The organism is Cupriavidus sp. SK-4, from assembly GCF_000611125.1.
Classification (GTDB): Bacteria; Pseudomonadota; Gammaproteobacteria; order Burkholderiales; family Burkholderiaceae; genus Cupriavidus; species Cupriavidus necator.
This window is the reverse complement of sequence record NZ_JFJW01000098.1, coordinates 25,693-41,547: the sequence shown is the minus strand read 5'-3', so window position 1 is coordinate 41,547 and position 15,855 is coordinate 25,693. Positions and strand designations below refer to the sequence as shown.

Annotated in this window: 16 protein-coding genes; 7 read left to right on the top strand and 9 right to left on the bottom strand. The window is 67.7% G+C overall.

Going from position 1 to position 15,855, the window contains the following annotated elements; translation table 11 throughout:
- Positions 1-2: 2 nt before the first annotated feature.
- The gene (locus CF68_RS21240; RefSeq protein WP_035822608.1) at positions 3-1,550 is read right to left on the bottom strand and encodes a pitrilysin family protein; all 1,548 of its coding nucleotides are present in this window, start codon (positions 1,548-1,550) and stop codon (positions 3-5) included.
- Between the two features lie 217 nt (positions 1,551-1,767).
- On the opposite strand from CF68_RS21240, the gene ftsY reads away from it, so the two are divergent.
- Entirely contained in the window at positions 1,768-2,928 is a 1,161-nt protein-coding gene (gene ftsY, locus CF68_RS21235) for a signal recognition particle-docking protein FtsY (protein WP_035822606.1), read from the top strand.
- Between the two features lie 72 nt (positions 2,929-3,000).
- Here the strand turns inward: ftsY and maiA are convergent, their stop codons facing one another.
- Positions 3,001-3,648: a maleylacetoacetate isomerase gene (gene maiA, locus CF68_RS21230; RefSeq protein WP_035822604.1), complete on the bottom strand. Its 648-nt coding sequence runs from the start codon at positions 3,646-3,648 to the stop codon at positions 3,001-3,003.
- A 4-nt stretch (positions 3,649-3,652) separates the two neighbouring features.
- A complete protein-coding gene (locus CF68_RS21225; protein WP_035822602.1) occupies positions 3,653-4,354 on the bottom strand; it encodes a fumarylacetoacetate hydrolase family protein in 702 nt (233 codons plus the stop codon).
- Positions 4,355-4,607: 253 nt separating this feature from the next.
- Between CF68_RS21225 and CF68_RS21220 the strand changes: the two genes are divergently transcribed.
- From CF68_RS21220 to ybiB, 5 genes are all read left to right on the top strand, one after another.
- Positions 4,608-5,255, top strand: coding sequence for an ANTAR domain-containing response regulator (locus CF68_RS21220; RefSeq protein WP_035822600.1), 648 nt, complete (start codon positions 4,608-4,610; stop codon positions 5,253-5,255).
- A gap of 364 nt (positions 5,256-5,619) precedes the next feature.
- Positions 5,620-6,930 (top strand): CmpA/NrtA family ABC transporter substrate-binding protein, encoded by a 1,311-nt coding sequence (locus CF68_RS21215; RefSeq protein ID WP_035822598.1) that lies wholly within the window; start codon positions 5,620-5,622, stop codon positions 6,928-6,930.
- Between the two features lie 61 nt (positions 6,931-6,991).
- Positions 6,992-7,897: a nitrate ABC transporter permease gene (gene ntrB, locus CF68_RS21210; protein WP_035822596.1), complete on the top strand. Its 906-nt coding sequence runs from the start codon at positions 6,992-6,994 to the stop codon at positions 7,895-7,897.
- A gap of 18 nt (positions 7,898-7,915) precedes the next feature.
- Positions 7,916-8,719, top strand: a complete 804-nt coding sequence (locus CF68_RS21205; RefSeq protein WP_035822589.1) for an ABC transporter ATP-binding protein — start codon at positions 7,916-7,918, stop codon at positions 8,717-8,719.
- A 95-nt stretch (positions 8,720-8,814) separates the two neighbouring features.
- Positions 8,815-9,807, top strand: coding sequence for a DNA-binding protein YbiB (gene ybiB, locus CF68_RS21200; RefSeq protein ID WP_035822586.1), 993 nt, complete (start codon positions 8,815-8,817; stop codon positions 9,805-9,807).
- Positions 9,808-9,827: 20 nt separating this feature from the next.
- Here ybiB and CF68_RS21195 read toward each other — a convergent pair whose 3' ends face one another.
- Positions 9,828-10,703: a pirin family protein gene (locus CF68_RS21195; RefSeq protein WP_035822578.1), complete on the bottom strand. Its 876-nt coding sequence runs from the start codon at positions 10,701-10,703 to the stop codon at positions 9,828-9,830.
- Positions 10,704-11,043: 340 nt separating this feature from the next.
- On the opposite strand from CF68_RS21195, the gene rpoH reads away from it, so the two are divergent.
- Positions 11,044-11,970, top strand: coding sequence for an RNA polymerase sigma factor RpoH (gene rpoH, locus CF68_RS21190; protein ID WP_011614472.1), 927 nt, complete (start codon positions 11,044-11,046; stop codon positions 11,968-11,970).
- A gap of 108 nt (positions 11,971-12,078) precedes the next feature.
- Here rpoH and CF68_RS21185 read toward each other — a convergent pair whose 3' ends face one another.
- From CF68_RS21185 to CF68_RS38545, 5 genes are all read right to left on the bottom strand, one after another.
- Positions 12,079-12,699 carry an SCO family protein gene (locus CF68_RS21185; protein ID WP_035822576.1) on the bottom strand — a complete coding sequence of 207 codons (621 nt, stop codon included), beginning with the start codon at positions 12,697-12,699 and terminating at the stop codon, positions 12,079-12,081.
- A 128-nt stretch (positions 12,700-12,827) separates the two neighbouring features.
- A complete protein-coding gene (gene cyoE / locus CF68_RS21180) occupies positions 12,828-13,772 on the bottom strand; it encodes a heme o synthase (RefSeq protein ID WP_035822574.1) in 945 nt (314 codons plus the stop codon).
- Positions 13,769-14,887, bottom strand: coding sequence for a heme A synthase (locus CF68_RS21175; protein ID WP_035822572.1), 1,119 nt, complete (start codon positions 14,885-14,887; stop codon positions 13,769-13,771). Before CF68_RS21175 ends, cyoE begins: the two co-directional genes overlap by 4 nt.
- Positions 14,888-14,897: 10 nt before the next feature.
- Positions 14,898-15,548: a cytochrome c oxidase subunit I gene (locus tag CF68_RS21170; RefSeq protein ID WP_035822805.1), complete on the bottom strand. Its 651-nt coding sequence runs from the start codon at positions 15,546-15,548 to the stop codon at positions 14,898-14,900.
- Between the two features lie 53 nt (positions 15,549-15,601).
- Positions 15,602-15,855 (bottom strand): SURF1 family cytochrome oxidase biogenesis protein (locus CF68_RS38545; protein WP_304413122.1); only part of this gene is annotated, 254 nt, incomplete at its 5' end.

The window sequence follows — 15,855 nt, the reverse complement described above, 5'->3', positions numbered from 1 at the left end:
CCTCAGTGGCGCAGGCCCGACGGGGCCTGGGACTTGGGCTTGTTCGGATCGATCGGCTGCGGCACCAGCGTGGCCACGGTCAGGTTGTCGTCGTTGAAATACTTCGCGGCGACGGCCTGCACCTGCGCCGGCGTGACAGCCTTGATCTTGTCGAGCATGCGGTCGATCTGGCGCCAGGAGATATCCGAGATCTCGGACACGCCGATTTCCATGCCCTGCCCGAACACCGAATCACGCTTGTAGATCTGGCCGGCCACCACCTGCGCCTTGACGCGCTTGAGTTCTTCCGGCGACACGCCTTCCTTGGCGATGCGCTGGACCTCGGCGCGCAGCGCGCGCTCGATCTCGTCGGTGTTGTGGCCCGCTGCCGGCGTGCCGTCGAGCACGAACAGCGACTCGCCGCGGTTGATGCTGTCGTAGCCGACGTTGACGTCGTCGGCCAGGCGCTGCTCGCGCACCAGTTCGCGCGTCAGGCGCGCGTTGTCGTAGCCGTTGAGCACGGCCGACAGCACCTCCAGCGCGTAGGGGTCGACGTCCTTCTCGATATCGCGCAGGCGCGGCACCTTGTAGGCCATCACCATGTACTGGTTCTCGGCCGGCGCCTTGACCCAGATGCGCTTGATGCCCTTTTGCGCCGGCTCTTCCTGGTCCTTGCGCAGCGGCAGCGTGCGCGGCTTGATCTTGCCGTAGTAGCGCTCGGCCAGGGCGCGCACTTCCTCGGCCTTGACGTCGCCGGTGACAATCACCATGGCGTTATTGGGCACGTACCAGTGGCGGTACCACTCCTTGACGTCGTCCACGCGCATATTGACCAGGTCGTCCATCCAGCCGATCACCGGGTGGCGGTACGCGGCGGCGGTGTAGACCGTAGCCAGCAGCTGCTCATAGACGGTGCCGCGCGCGGAGTCGTCGGTGCGCAGGCGGCGTTCTTCCATCACCACCTTCATCTCGCGTTCGAACTCGTCCTTGGTGATGACGAGGTTGGCCATGCGGTCGGCCTCCAGCTCCATCATCCTCGGCAGGTACTGCTTGCCGATCTGCTGGTAGTACATGGTGAAGTCGCGGTTGGTCATGGCGTTCTCACGCCCGCCCAGCGCGGCCACCTGCTTGGAGAACTCGCCCACGCCGACCTTGGGCGTGCCCTTGAACATCATGTGCTCGAGCATGTGCGCCACGCCGGTGGTGCCGCTGACCTCATCGATGCCGCCCACGCGGTACCAGATCTGGTGCGCCACCGTGGGCGCGCGGTGGTCTTCCTTGACGATCAGCCGCAGCCCGTTGGACAGGCGGTATTCGGTCGTGCCCTGCGTGGTCGCGCCGGCCGGGGCGGTCTGTGTGCCGGGCATCGGCGAAGCCACCACGCCCTGCGCCCCTGCCGGCATCGACCAGGGCAGCAAGGCCAGCAGCAGCGTGGGAATGACACGCCGCGCTAGACGCGCGGCGCGGGCAGGAAGCGGATTGGAAGGTTGTGAGAGGCGTTGGATGCGCGTTTGGACGCAGGCTTTGGTGCCTTGTGCGCCCGCAGCGGTCAGGACAGCGCAATGGTTCATGCGACCCCGTCTGCTAGAATTTTGCCGATCGACTCACGTGCGCAAGACTGCGCGCATGAATCTGCCATGTAGCGAACTATACGCAATCGCCGGCCGGGACCACAACGGTTTCTCCCCAGCCATCGCGACGCCTGCGTAACCCATTGATTTATAACCGGTTGCCTGCTGGCATTGGCTGCCGCCAGGGTATCGGCCCCGGTATTGACTCCATTCCCCAATGTTTAGTTTCTGGAAGAAGCGCAAGGCCGAGCCCGCGCCCGTCGAGGCGCCAGCCCCGGCCCCCGCTCCGGTCGAGGTCCCCGCCCCCGTACCGGCACCGGCCCCCACGCCTGCGCCAGTCCCTGCACCCGCACCGGCACCGGTCCCCGCGCAAGTGCCACCCCCTGCCCCAGCGCCCGTGGCGGCCCCGATCCCCGTGCCGGCGCCCGCACCGGCCGAGGCGCTCGAGCTGGTCCCGCCGCCCGCCCAGACCGCTGAAGCGAAGCTGGGCTGGATGCATCGACTGCGTACCGGGCTGTCCAAGACCAGCCGCAACATCGGCACGCTGTTCGTCGGCGTCAAGGTCGACGAGGCACTGTTCGAGGAACTGGAAACCGCGCTGCTGATGGCCGATGCCGGCGTCGAAGCCACCGAGTACCTGCTGGGCGAGCTGCGCAAGCGCGTCAAGGCCGAGCGCATCGAGACCGCCGAAGGCGTCAAGGCCGCGCTGCGCGAGCTGCTGACGCAGCTGCTGCGCCCGCTGGAAAAAACCATGGCGCTGGGCCGCGAGCAGCCGCTTGTGATGATGATCGCGGGCGTCAACGGCGCCGGCAAGACCACCAGCATCGGCAAGCTGTGCAAGCACTTCCAGCGCTATGACCAGAAGGTGCTGCTGGCCGCCGGCGATACCTTCCGCGCCGCCGCGCGCGAGCAGCTGACGATCTGGGGCGAGCGCAACAACGTCACCGTGGTGGCGCAGGAAAGCGGCGACCCCGCGGCGGTGATCTTCGACGCCGTCAATGCGGCCAAGGCGCGCGGCATCGACATCGTCATGGCCGACACCGCCGGCCGCCTGCCGACGCAACTGCACCTGATGGAAGAACTGAAGAAGGTCAAGCGCGTGATCAGCAAGGCCATGCCGAGCGCGCCGCACGAGGTGCTGCTGGTGATCGACGCCAATACCGGGCAGAACGCCCTGCAGCAAACCCGCGCCTTCGACGACGCGCTGGGCCTGACCGGGCTGATCGTGACCAAGCTCGACGGCACCGCCAAGGGCGGCATCCTGGCGGCGATCGCGCGCCAGCGCCCGGTGCCAGTCTACTTCATCGGCGTGGGCGAGAAGGTGGAGGACCTGCAGCCGTTCAAGGCGGATGAGTTCGCCGACGCGCTGCTGGGGTAAGGCCCGGCAACCCGCGCCAAGCAAAACGCCCCGGCAGTGCCGGGGCGTTTCGCCTTGCAGGCCTGCGAACGCCTATTCTGCGTCAGGCTGCGCCTTCGGCTCCGCCTTCTGGAAGGCAGGCAGCTCCATGCAGGTTTCATAGATCTTCGCGATCGCCGGGTAGCGGGCCAGGTCGATATTGAAGCGCTGCGCGTTGAACACCTGCGGCACCAGGCAGATATCGGCCAGCGTGGGCGTATCGCCAAAGCAGAAGCGCCCGGCCTTGCCGCCGCGCTCCAGGTTGGCCTGCAGCGACGCAAAGCCCAGCTCTATCCAGTGGTGGTACCACGCGTCCTTGACCTCGTCGGTCACGCCCACGGTGTGCTTCAGGTACTTCAGCACGCGCAGGTTGTTCAGCGGGTGGATCTCGCACGCGATCTCCTGGGCCAGCCCGCGCACATAGGCGCGGTCCAGCGCCGTGCCGGGCAGCAGCTTCGGCTCGGGGTGGATCTCGTCCAGGTACTCGACGATGGCCAGCGATTGCTGCAGCACGTGCTCGCCGTCGACCAGCGCCGGCACCAGGCCGTCAGGGTTCACGGCGCGGAATTCCGGTTTGAGCTGCTGGCCGCCTTCCTTCAGCAGGTGCACCGGCACATAGTCATAGGACAGCCCCTTGAGTTCCAGCGCAATGCGCACGCGGAACGAGGCCGAACTGCGGAAATAGCTGTAAAGCTTGAGCATCGGATCAGACTACCTTGATGGTGAGATCGCCCACGCCGCCGACGTGGCACTGCATGACATCGCCCTTGACCACGGGGCCCACGCCTTCGGGCGTGCCGCTGAAGATCAGGTCGCCCGGCTGCAGCTCGAACAGCTTCGACAGGTACGACACCATCTCCGCCACCGACCAGATCAGGTCGGACAGGTCGCCGCGCTGCTTCTCCACGCCGTTGACCGCCAGCGTCACCGCGCCCTTCTCCGGATGGCCGATGGCCGAGACCGGCACGATCGGGCCGATCGGCGCGGACTGGTCGAAGGCCTTGCCGGTCTCCCAGGGGCGGCCGGTCTTCTTCGATTCGTTCTGCAGGTCGCGGCGGGTCATGTCCAGGCCCACGGCGTAGCCGAACACGTGGCCGGCTGCCTGGTCGACCGGGATGTCGCGGCCGCCCTTGCCGATCGCCACCACCAGCTCCACTTCATAGTGGCAGTTGCTGGTGCCAGGCGGGTACGGGAAGGCGCCTTCGGTGCCGTCGGCGACGTAGCTGACCGCGTCGGACGGCTTGCAGAAGAAGAACGGCGGCTCGCGGTCGGGATCCGAGCCCATTTCACGGGCGTGGGCAGCATAGTTGCGGCCGACGCAGTACACGCGCCGGACCGGGAAGCTAGCGTTGCTGCCGCGCACCGGCACGCCAACGGGCGCGGCCGGGGCGAACACGAATTCGGTCATGCATCTCTCCAGATTGTTCTGATCGGTGCTGCGGCGCGGGTGGGCAGGGTTGCAGGATGCAGCCATGCGCGGCGTCGCCAGCAGACGCGCCCGGCGCAGCAGGGCAACAGGATACACCGCGAGAGTTGGCTCTGCGTACGACCGCATACAATGAATCCAGGCATCCTCGCAGCGCCAGCGCACCGGACTGGCGCAGGTGCCGGATACTTGCCCGGCGCGAATCTTGCATGGCGCACTGCAACAGAGCCTAGCCATGACACGACGCCACCCGCCCCCATCGCCCACCGCTGCTGCACCTGCCCCGCCCACTGCCGGTGGCCGGGTGTTGCGGATCCTGCTCGTGCGCGACCCGCATGACGCCGACCCGCTGAACGTCGAAACCATCCGCGGCGGGCTGGTGAGCGCGGGCTTTACCGAGATCCAGATCGTCGATGCCGACCTGCGCCTGCCGGATGTGATCACGGCCACCCAGCCTGACATGCTGATCATCGCGTCCGAATCCGCCGCGCGCGACACCATCGAGCATGTCTGTGTCTCGACCCAGCATGCGCCGCGCCCGATCGTGCTGTTCACCGACAACGACGACAGCCAGCGCATCAAGGCAGCGCTGACGGCGGGGATCACCGCCTATATCGTCGACGGCCTGCGCGCCGAGCGCGTCAAGACCGTGCTCGACGTGGCCTACGCACGCTTTGAACTGGACCAGCAGCTGCGCGCCGAGCTCGATGCCACCCGGCTCAAGCTGGCCGAGCGCAAGGTGGTCGAGCGCGCCAAGGGGCTGCTGATGCAGGCGCGCGGCCTCAGCGAGGACGAGGCCTACAAGCGCCTGCGCAGCATGGCGATGGAGCGCGGCCTGAAGCTGGTGGACGCGGCCCAGCGCGTGATCGACGTGATGGGCTGAGCCGCTCCGCCTGCCAGCCGTGGTGCGCTGCCGCACGGGACTGGTGCAATGCACGCTCCTGGCGCCGCCTCACTGCGTCACCTCCCTCCCCTGCTCCCCCGAATGTGGCGGCCGCCAGCGCGCGCGCACCGCATCCGGTCATTTCCTCCCGATCCGTCACAAATCCGCCCTCGAATGCTGCACTGCACAGGCTGGCACACGCCTTGCGTCATGCAGGTATCGGCCAACGGCGGCCGACCAACAATTTCGGCGGACACGGCCAACGCGGGCTGCGTCACGCCACGGACAACGGCGTCCCTGCGCCGCACCGGTCTTCTGGCGAAGCCGGTCGCGGAGGGGACGCCTTTTTTCTTGGAGCCATGCAATGCCCTCTCGCCTCAGGATTGCCAAGCCGCTGCACGCAGCCGTCCACGTTTCCGACGCGGCTGCCGACGCCGTCCCGGCCAGCAGCGGCCGCCGCCGCGTGCTGGCCACCATCGCCGGCGCCAGCGTGATGACGCTGGTCGATCCGCTGGTGCGCGCCGGTGCGTGGGCAGCGGGCTCGGACGCGCCCGAGAAAACCGACGTGCGCATCGGCTTTATCCCGCTGACCGACTGCGCCTCGGTGGTGATGGCCGCCACGCTCGGGCTGGACAAGAAATACGGCATCAAGATCACGCCGACAAAGGAAGCCTCGTGGGCCGGCGTGCGCGACAAGCTGGTCAACGGCGAGCTGGACGCGGCGCACGTGCTGTACGGCCTGATCTACGGCGTGCAGCTGGGCATCGGCGGCCCGAAGAAAGACATGGCGGTGCTGATGAACCTGAACCACAACGGCCAGGCCATCACGCTGTCGTCCAAGCTCGCCGAAAAGGGCGTGAAGGACGGCGCCAGCCTGAAGGCGCTGATGATGAAGGAGAAGCGCGACTACACCTTCGCCCAGACCTTCCCCACCGGCACGCACGCGATGTGGCTGTACTACTGGCTGGCGGCCAACGGCATCAACCCGATGCAGGACGCCAAGGCGATCACGGTGCCGCCGCCGCAGATGGTGGCCAATATGCGCGTGGGCAATATGGATGGCTTCTGCGTGGGCGAGCCCTGGGGCGCGCGCGCCATCGCCGACAAGATCGGCTTCACCGCCGAGACCACGCAGGCGATCTGGAAGAACCACCCGGAGAAAACGCTCGGCACCACCGCGGACTTCGTGCAGAAGCACCCCAATACCGCGCGCGCCATGGTGGCCGCGATACTGGAAGCGTCCAAGTACATCGACGCGTCGGCCTCCAACCGCCGCAAGACCGCGGAGACCATCGCCGCCAAGTCCTACGTCAACACCGACATGGACATCATCCTTGACCGCATGCTCGGCCGCTACAACAACGGCCTGGGCAAGACCTGGGACGACCCTGACGCGATGAAGTTCTACTCGGACGGCAGCGCCAACTACCCATACCTGTCCGACGGCATGTGGTTCCTGACGCAGCACAAGCGCTGGGGCCTGCTGAAGGAGCATCCGGACTACCTCGCGGTGGCGAAACAGGTGAACCGCATTGACGTCTACAAGCAGGCCGCCAGCGCGGCGCAGGTGCCGCTGCCCAAGAGCGATTTCCGCAGCGCCAAGCTGATCGATGGTGTGGTCTGGGATGCCAAGGACCCGAAGGCCTACGCCGATGGCTTCAAGATCAAGGCCTGACGAAATTCGGGCCGCCATTTCCCCACTGATCCGCAGTGCCCCTGACGAAAAGGAGCCAGACGTGAATGCCATCGCCCATACCGCGCCCAAAGGCGCAACCGTAGCCTCTGCGGCCGATCCCGACACCAAGGAACGGGCCCGCCGGCGCGAGCAGGAACTCGCCGCGCAGGAACGGCGCACGCAGCGCCGCGAGGCAGTCGGCGCGCTGGTGCTCAAACTCGTGCCGCCGGTACTGGGCTTTGCCCTGTTCGTGCTGGCCTGGCACGGCATCGCCACGCTGATCCCGGCCATCCCCACGCCGGGCGCGACGTGGAACGCCGCGGTGCCGCTGTTTGCCGACCCGTTCTACCGCAACGGGCCCAATGACCAGGGCATCGGCTGGAACGTGCTGGCATCGCTGGCGCGCGTCGCGGCGGGTTTCGGCCTGGCCGCGCTGGTCGGCATCCCGGCCGGCTTCCTGATCGGGCGCTTTGCTTTCCTGAACGCGATGACCGCGCCGGTGATCAGCCTGCTGCGCCCGGTCTCGCCGCTGGCCTGGCTGCCGATCGGCCTGCTGCTGTTCAAGGCCGCCAACCCGGCCGCGATCTGGGCGATCTTTATCTGCTCGATCTGGCCGATGGTGATCAATACCGCGGTCGGCGTCACGCGCGTGCCGCAGGACTACCTGAACGTGGCGCGCGTGCTGGACCTGTCGGAATGGAAGGTGTTCACGCGGGTGCTGTTCCCCGCGGTGCTGCCCTACATGCTGACCGGCGTGCGGCTGTCGATCGGCACCGCGTGGCTGGTGATCGTCGCGGCCGAGATGCTGACCGGCGGCACCGGCATCGGCTTCTGGCTGTGGGACGAATGGAACAACCTGAAGGTCGAGCACATCGTGATCGCGATCTTCGTGATCGGCATCATCGGGCTGCTGCTCGAGCACGCGCTGCTGGCGCTGGCCCGGCGCTTCAGCTACGGCACCAACTGATACGCGGGGAGAATCGCCATGGACAAGTTCGTCAGCATCGAAAACGTCGGCCAGACCTTTAAGACCCGCAAGGGCCCGTTCGTCGCCCTGCGCGATATCAACCTGCATATCGCCGAGGGCGAGTTCATCACGCTGATCGGCCATTCCGGCTGTGGCAAGTCCACGCTGCTGAACCTGGTCGCGGGCCTGGCCACGCCCACCACCGGCGCGCTGATCTGCGCCGGGCGCGAGATCGCCGGGCCGGGTCCGGAGCGCGCGGTGGTGTTCCAGAACCATTCGCTGCTGCCGTGGCTGACGTGCTTCGAGAACGTCTACCTGGGCGTGGAGCGCGTCTTCGCCGCCAGCGAGAGCAAGCCGCAGCTCAAGGCGCGCACGCACGACACGCTGGCGCTGGTGGGCCTGACGCACGCCGAGAACAAGTATCCGCATGAGATCTCCGGCGGCATGAAGCAGCGCGTGGGCATTGCCCGCGCGCTGGCGATGGCGCCCAAGGTGCTGCTGATGGACGAGCCCTTCGGCGCGCTCGATGCGCTCACGCGCGCGCACCTGCAGGACGAGCTGATCAAGATCGTGGCGCGCACGCGCAGCACCGTGGTGATGGTGACCCACGATGTCGACGAGGCCGTGCTGCTGGCCGACCGCATCGTGATGATGACCAATGGCCCGGCCGCCACCATCGGCGAGATCCTGAAGGTGGGCCTGCCGCGCCCGCGCGACCGCGTCGCGCTGGCCGACGACAAGGCCTACCACGCCTGCCGCACCGCAGTGCTGGACTTCCTCTACCGCAAGCAGCGCAACCCGGCGCTGCAGGAAGCCGCGTAGTGTCCTCAGGAGGCGATGCGCGGTGACCGGCGGCGGTGGGCGCGGCGGCTTGGCTCCGCTATCATGAACCCAGAACAGACTACCCCCACGCCGCCATGACCACGCCAGCCACGTCCTTCCCTGCTGCCCGCTATATCAAGGAGATCGGCCGCGGCGTCAACGGCGCGCGGGCGCTGCCACGAGAAGACGCGCAGGCCTTGTTCGACGCCATGCTGGCCGGGCGCGTCTCGGACCTGGAGCTTGGCGCCATCCTGATGGCCTACCGCATCAAGGGCGAGGCCCCGCATGAGCTGGCCGGCATGCTGGAAGCCGCCCATGCGCACTGCCAGCCGCTGCCGGCGCCGCCTGACCGGCAGGTAGTAGTGATCCCCAGCTACAACGGCGCGCGCAAGCAACCCAACCTGGTGCCGCTGCTGGCGCTGCTGCTGGCGCGCGAAGATGTTCCCGTGCTGGTGCACGGCACGCGCCTGTTCAATGGCCGCGTGACCAGCATGACGCTGTTCGAGGCGCTGGGCGTGCCCTTGTGCGCGACTACCGGCGAGGCTTCGGCACGCCTGCGCGAGGGTGGCGACCTCGGGCCGCTGGCGGTACTGCCGGTGGATGTGCTGTCGCCCGGGCTGTCGCAGCTGCTGGAGCGGCGCACCGTGATCGGCTTGCGCAATTCGTCGCATACGGTGGCCAAGATGCTGCAGCCAGTGGGCGAGCATTCGCCCGCGGAAGGATTGCGCCTGTACAGCTACACCCACCCCGAATACCGCGAGACGCTGACCGACTACTTCTCGCACGAACCCGCCAACGTGCTGCTGGCACGCGGCACCGAGGGCGAAGTGGTGGCCGATGCGCGCCGCACCAGCCGCATCGACTGGCTGCATGAGGGGCACCAGCAGACGCTGGTCGATCCGGCCGTGGGTTCGCTGGCCGAAGTGCCTGAACTGCCGCCCGGCAGCGACGCCGGCCAGACCGTGGCCTGGATCCGGCGCGTGCTGGACGGCGCGGCGCCGGTGCCGGCACCGATCGCGATCCAGGTCGAGGCCATCCGCGAATGCCTGCGGCAAGGCACCCACGTGACCTGGGCCAGCCCGCTCTGAGCCAGCCCCTGGGACCGCTGTCAGGGCTTGCGCGGGGGCAGCGGGATGCGCTCGGTCTCGCCCGGCACGTGCGGGAACTGATCGTCCTCCCAGCGCTGGGCGGCGGCTTCGATCGCCATCTTGCTGCTGGCAACGAAATTCCAGTAGATAAAGCGGTGCCCGTCGGTCGGGTCGCCGCCCAGCAGCATCACGCGCGACGGCGTCGTGGCCGTCAGCGTCGCGGGCAGGCCCGGCGTGAGCACCACCATATGCTCGGCCGGCAGCGGCTCGCCGTCGAGCGCCACCGCGCCATCGACTGGATAGATGCCCCGCTCGGCATGATCGGCCGGGATCTCCACGCTCGCGCCCGCATCCAGCTCGATCGCCACGTAGAGGGTGCGGCTGAAGACCTTGACCGGAGAGACCTGGCCAAAGGCATCGCCCGCAATCACCACCATGCGCACGCCCGGCCGCTCGATCTGCGGCAGCGTGGCGGCGGGATGGTGGAAGAAGGACGGCTCGGCACCCTCATGCTCCTGCGGCAGTGCCACCCAGGTCTGGATGCCGTGCAGGCGGGCACCGGCGGGGCGCACATGCTCGGGCGAGCGTTCCGAGTGCACGATGCCGTGCCCGGCGGTCATCCAGTTGACGTCGCCCGGGCGGATCGCCTGGTCGCTGCCCAGGCTGTCGCGGTGGATGATCTCGCCCTCGAACAGGTAGGTGACCGTGGCCAGCCCGATATGTGGATGTGGACGCACGTCGGCGCCGGCGCCCGGCGGCAGCTGCACCGGCCCCATATGGTCGAAGAAGATAAACGGCCCGACGGTCTGGGTGGCGGCGGCGGGCAACAGCCGGCGCACGGTAAAATCGCCCAGGTCGCGCACATGCGGCTTGAGCAAGTGTTCGATAGCAGACATAACTCCTCCGGTGGAATGAGAGAGGCTCGCAAGGATGCCAGCGCGCCGCAGTTGGGTCGAGTGTAGCCGCTGCTGCAACAAATCATTGCAGCAGCGGGCAGAACCCCCGTGCCCCGCACCGCTCTAACATCCAGTGCGCCGAACCGTGGGTATCGTTCCCGCCGCTCGAAGCGGTATGTAGCTATGCCATTCGCATGACCAATCGAGTGGAACTATCACGGCCATCGGGACTCCAATTAGCACTCACCCGGCCTGAGTGCTAATATGTGTTGCAGTGCCGCCGACCCAAGAGGCGCGGCACCCCGGCAACCGAACCGCCGGATGCGAAAGGAGCCATTGAGTGAACGCAGTCTTGTCTGCCGACCAAACCCTGAATAACCGTCTGCCGACGGCACCCCGGAGCACGGGCAGCTTTGCGCTGACCTTCCCGGCCACCGTTGGCAACCTCGACAGCTATATCCAGGCTGTCCACCGGATTCCGCTGTTGACCGCGGAGGAAGAGCAGCGCCTGGCGCGCGAGCTCCGCGACCACGATTCCGTTGATGCCGCCCGCCAGATGGTGATGTCCCACCTGCGCCTGGTGGTGTCGATCGCCCGCCAGTACCTGGGCTACGGCCTGCCCCACGCCGACCTGATCCAGGAAGGCAATATCGGCCTGATGAAGGCCGTGAAGCGCTTCGACCCCGATCAGGGCGTGCGCCTGGTGTCGTACGCGATGCACTGGATCAAGGCGGAGATCCATGAATACGTGCTGAAGAACTGGCGCATGGTCAAGGTGGCCACCACCAAGGCCCAGCGCAAGCTGTTCTTCAATCTGCGCAGCCACAAGCAGGGTGCGCACACGTTCACGCCGGAGCAGGTCGAGGCCGTGGCGCGCGAGCTGAACGTCAAGCCCGAAGAAGTGATGGAGATGGAAACCCGCCTGTCGGGCGGCGACCTGGCGCTGGAAGGCCAGATCGACGACGGCGAGGAGGAATTCGCCCCCATCGCCTACCTGGCTGACAACCACAACGAGCCCACCCGCGTGCTGGAAGCCAAGCGCCACGACCGCATGCAGGTCGAGGGCCTGGAAGAGGCGCTGGGCAAGCTGGACGAACGCAGCCGCCGCATCATCGAGGCGCGCTGGCTGCACGTCGAGGACGACGGCTCGGGCGGCTCCACGCTGCATGAGCTGGCTGACGAGTTCGGCGTCTCGGCCGAGCGCATCCGCCAGATCGAGGCTGCGGCCATGAAGAAGATGAAGGGGGCGCTGCAGGCGTTCGCCTGATCCGCTCTCCCCCAGCCATGCAAAAGGCCGGTCCACTGGACCGGCCTTTTTGTTGCCTGCGAGGAGGTGAGTGCGACGTTATGCCGCACCCCTTCCCTCCCTTTCACGTCACGACAGCAGCTGTTTCAGGTCGTGCGCGATCGGATCCGGACCCTGGCCGTGGCGGATGAACAGCCGCAGCTTGCCCTCCGGGTCGAACACATAGCTGCCCGCGGAGTGGTCCACCGTGTAGTTGTTCGGGGAGCTGCCCGGCACCTTGGCGTAGAACACCTTGAAGTCCTTGGTCAGCTTCTGCAGTGCGGCTTCGTCGGCCGGGCGCAGCCCCAGGAAGCGCGCATCAAAGGCCGGCACGTACTGGGCCAGCAGCGCCTGCGTGTCGCGTTCCGGGTCGACCGTGACAAACAGCACCTGCACGCGGTCGGCGTCCGGGCCCAGTTTCTCCATCACCGCCTTCAGTTCTGCCATCGTCGTCGGGCACACGTCCGGGCAGTGGGTGTAGCCGAAGAACATCACCACCGCCTTGCCCTTGAAGTCGGCGATGGTGCGCACCTTGCCGTGATGGTCGGTCAGCGAGAAGTCCTTGCCGAAGTCCGCCGCGCCGGTGATGTCGACATTGCGGAACGAGGCCTTCTGCTGCCCGCAGGCAGCCACGGCCAGCGCAAGCGCGGCCAGCAGGGAAAAGCGGCGGAAGGCGGCGAACAGGCCGGAGGCGGGGCTTAGGCGGGGCATGCGGCGGAAACCGGTCAGGGGTGGGAGGGAACAGCGGCACCGGAGGGCGGCGACATCACGCAGTATCGCCGATCGTGCCGCCACGCTGCGCCGGCCGCGACAAGATGCCGCAGCCGATGGGCCACAGGTCAGACCTGCGGCACGAACTTGAAGTAGTGATCGACCAGCAGCGCGGCGAACAGCAGCGACAGGTACAGGATCGAGAAGCGGAAGGTGCGCTGCGCCAGCTCGTCCGAATAGTTGCGGTACATCTTCCAGGCATAGGCCAGGAAACCCGCGCCCAGCGCCAGCGCGGCCGCCAGGTAGATATAGCCGCTCATGCCGTAGACAAAGGGCAGCAGCGTCGCGGCGATCATGATCAGCGTGTACAGCAGGATATGCAGCAGCGTATAGCGCTCGCCGTGCGTGACCGGCAGCATCGGCAGGCCGGACTTTGCGTAGTCGGCGCGGCGGTACAGCGCCAGGGCCCAGAAGTGCGGCGGGGTCCAGGTGAAGATGATCAGCACCAGGAACCAGGCCTCGGCCGGCACCTCGCCCGCCACCGCGGCCCAGCCCAGCGCCGGCGGCATCGCCCCGGACAGCCCGCCGATGACGATGTTCTGCGGCGTGGCCGGCTTGAGCAGGATGGTGTAGACCACCGCGTAGCCGAGGAAGGTGGCAAAGGTCAGCCACATCGTCAGGTCGTTGGCGTAGACGTGCAGCAGCCACATGCCGGCGCCGCCCAGGATGGCGGAGAACACCAGGGTCTGCGGCGTGGTGATCTCGCCGGTGGCCGACGGGCGCCACGCGGTGCGGCGCATCAGCGCGTCGATCCTCTGCTCGACCAGGCAATTGATGGCAAAGGCCGCACCGGCCAGCAGCCAGATGCCGGCGGCGCCGCCGATCAGCACGCGCCATGGCACCATGCCGGGCGTGGCCAGGAACATGCCGATGATGGCGCAGAACACGGCCAGCTGCGTCACGCGCGGCTTGGTCAGGGCGGCATATTGTCGGGCAAGGTGCCGTATCCGGCTCAACTTGCCCAGCGAATGGGGGTGGGTAGCGGTAACCACGGAAGGGGTCTTGTCTTTCATGTGGCGCGGGCGGCGTTCGGCACGGCAGCGGGGGCGCCGGCGGCCCGCATGGTGAGCCCTGCGAGCCCTGTATTGTAGTGGAGGCGGACCAGCAGCAGCAGGAGCAGCGCCGCGCCGCCGTTGTGCGCAACCGCGGCCACCAGCGGCCAGTCGAACACGATATTGGACATCCCGGTGGCCAGTTGCAGCACCAGCGTGGCCAGNGCCAGTAGCCAGCCGGCCGCGCGCGCGAGCCCTTCAAGCCGGCGCGCGCGCAGGCCAAGCCACGCCAGGTAGCCCAGCACGACAAAGGCAAAGCCGCGGTGCACCCAGTGGATCGCCACCAGCGCCGCGTGCGGGATGTAGTCGCCGTCGGCGGTCATGCCCAGCTGGCGCCACAGCGTGAAGCCGTGGCGGAAATCCATTTCGGGCACCAGCTGGCCGTTGCACAGCGGGAAGTCGGTACAGGCCAGCACCGCGTAGTTGGTGCTGACCCAGCCGCCCAGGAAGATCTGGATCACCAGCAGCAGCAGGCCGATGCGCACCGGCCAGCGCAGCCGCGCGGCCTGCGCCGCGACCGGGTGCGGCGGATCGTTGCGCGAGCCCAGCTGGATCAGCACGGCCAGCAGGGCCATGCCCAGCATCAGGTGCGTGACCACGATGACGGGCTGCAGCTTCAGGGTCACGGTGAAGGCGCCGAACGCGCCCTGCACGCACACCAGCAGCAGCACCCCGGTGGCGAACCACGGTGACTGCTTCAGCTCGCGCCGCTTGACCCACGCCAGCACCATCAGCGTGATGATCAGCACCCCGACCGCCATGGCGAAGTAGCGGTGGATCATCTCGATCCACGCCTTGGCCAGCGTCACCGGGCCGCTGGGCAGCGCGGTCTCGGCCGCGCGGATCGGCTCCATCGCGGCGTGCGGGTTGGAGTGGCCGTAGCAGCCGGGCCAGTCCGGGCAGCCCAGGCCGGAGTCGGTCAGGCGCGTGAAGCTGCCGAACATGATCAGGTCGAGCGTCAGGAACGCCGTGATCCAGGCGAGCTTGCGGTACTTGTTGCGGTCCCCCTTCACCAGCACGTAGGACAGCGGGAACAGCGCGATCAGGATGCCGATGATGGCCAGTTGCAGCAGCATGCCGTCCCCTTTAGCCGATGCGCGAGACCTTGAGCAGCTTCTTCAGGTCGCCGCTCATCTTCTTGGGGTCCGGGTCCTGCGGGAAACGCATCATCAGGTTGCCCAGCGGGTCGACCAGGAACAGGGTGTCCTCGGCGCGCTTGCCGGGTTCGGCCGGCAGCCACTGCTGCGCGGCCTGGCGGTCGATGCGCAGGAAGCGCACACCGGCGTAGGGCTCGTTGTAGGCGGCGTTCAGGCGCTCGTCGATCTTGCCGTCGTCGGTCACCAGCCACACCGGCACGATGCGTTCGCGGTCCTGGCCCTGCCCGGCGCGGATCTGGCGGATGGTGAAGAGCTTCTTCGCGCAGGCCTCGTCGCAGGCGGACGGATCGGCGGTCACCAGCAGCCACTTGCCGCGGAACTGCTCCAGCGGCACGGCCCGGCCCTGCTCGTCGGTGACGCGCACCGGCGGCATCGGCCGCTGCGGGTCGACCAGCGCGCCGTAGTTAGTGGCGCCGCCGCGCGGCTTGATGACGTAGTAGGTGAAGTAAGAGGCAATCACCGGCGACGCGCACACCAGCAACAGCATCAGCATCTGCAGGCGGCCGCGGCGCGTGCGCGCATCGATGCGGGTATCCGGCGGCGAGGCCGCGGCGGCCGGGGCGGAGTCTTGCTGTGCCATGGAGTACGTCTGTCCTTTGTCTTCGGCGAGCGCATGCGCCCGGTTCATTCGAGTTACGGTGCCGCCACCCGGCGCGCGCGGCGCCAGCCCAGCACGGCCACCAGCACCACCGTCAGCGCGGCCAGCCCGAACCACTGGAAGGCGTAGCCGTAGTGCCGGTCCGCGCCCAGGTCGGCCGGGGCCCAGTCGCGCGCCAGGCCATCGCCCGTGTCGCTGCGCTGCTCCAGCACCAGCGGGTGCAGCGCCAGGCCGGTTTCGGCCGCATAGGCGGCGAGGTCCAGGTTCTGGCGGATCTTGCTGCCGGCGG

What these genes read in the sequence shown, in the direction of transcription:
- CF68_RS21240 (WP_035822608.1), bottom strand. Translation starts at nt 1,550, where the DNA reads ATGAACCATTGCGCTGTCCTGACCGCTGCGGGCGCACAAGGCACCAAA.
- ftsY (WP_035822606.1), top strand. Translation starts at nt 1,768, where the DNA reads ATGTTTAGTTTCTGGAAGAAGCGCAAGGCCGAGCCCGCGCCCGTCGAG.
- maiA (WP_035822604.1), bottom strand. Translation starts at nt 3,648, where the DNA reads ATGCTCAAGCTTTACAGCTATTTCCGCAGTTCGGCCTCGTTCCGCGTG.
- CF68_RS21225 (WP_035822602.1), bottom strand. Translation starts at nt 4,354, where the DNA reads ATGACCGAATTCGTGTTCGCCCCGGCCGCGCCCGTTGGCGTGCCGGTG.
- CF68_RS21220 (WP_035822600.1), top strand. Translation starts at nt 4,608, where the DNA reads ATGACACGACGCCACCCGCCCCCATCGCCCACCGCTGCTGCACCTGCC.
- CF68_RS21215 (WP_035822598.1), top strand. Translation starts at nt 5,620, where the DNA reads ATGCCCTCTCGCCTCAGGATTGCCAAGCCGCTGCACGCAGCCGTCCAC.
- CF68_RS21205 (WP_035822589.1), top strand. Translation starts at nt 7,916, where the DNA reads ATGGACAAGTTCGTCAGCATCGAAAACGTCGGCCAGACCTTTAAGACC.
- ybiB (WP_035822586.1), top strand. Translation starts at nt 8,815, where the DNA reads ATGACCACGCCAGCCACGTCCTTCCCTGCTGCCCGCTATATCAAGGAG.
- CF68_RS21195 (WP_035822578.1), bottom strand. Translation starts at nt 10,703, where the DNA reads ATGTCTGCTATCGAACACTTGCTCAAGCCGCATGTGCGCGACCTGGGC.
- CF68_RS21185 (WP_035822576.1), bottom strand. Translation starts at nt 12,699, where the DNA reads ATGCCCCGCCTAAGCCCCGCCTCCGGCCTGTTCGCCGCCTTCCGCCGC.
- cyoE (WP_035822574.1), bottom strand. Translation starts at nt 13,772, where the DNA reads ATGAAAGACAAGACCCCTTCCGTGGTTACCGCTACCCACCCCCATTCG.
- CF68_RS21170 (WP_035822805.1), bottom strand. Translation starts at nt 15,548, where the DNA reads ATGGCACAGCAAGACTCCGCCCCGGCCGCCGCGGCCTCGCCGCCGGAT.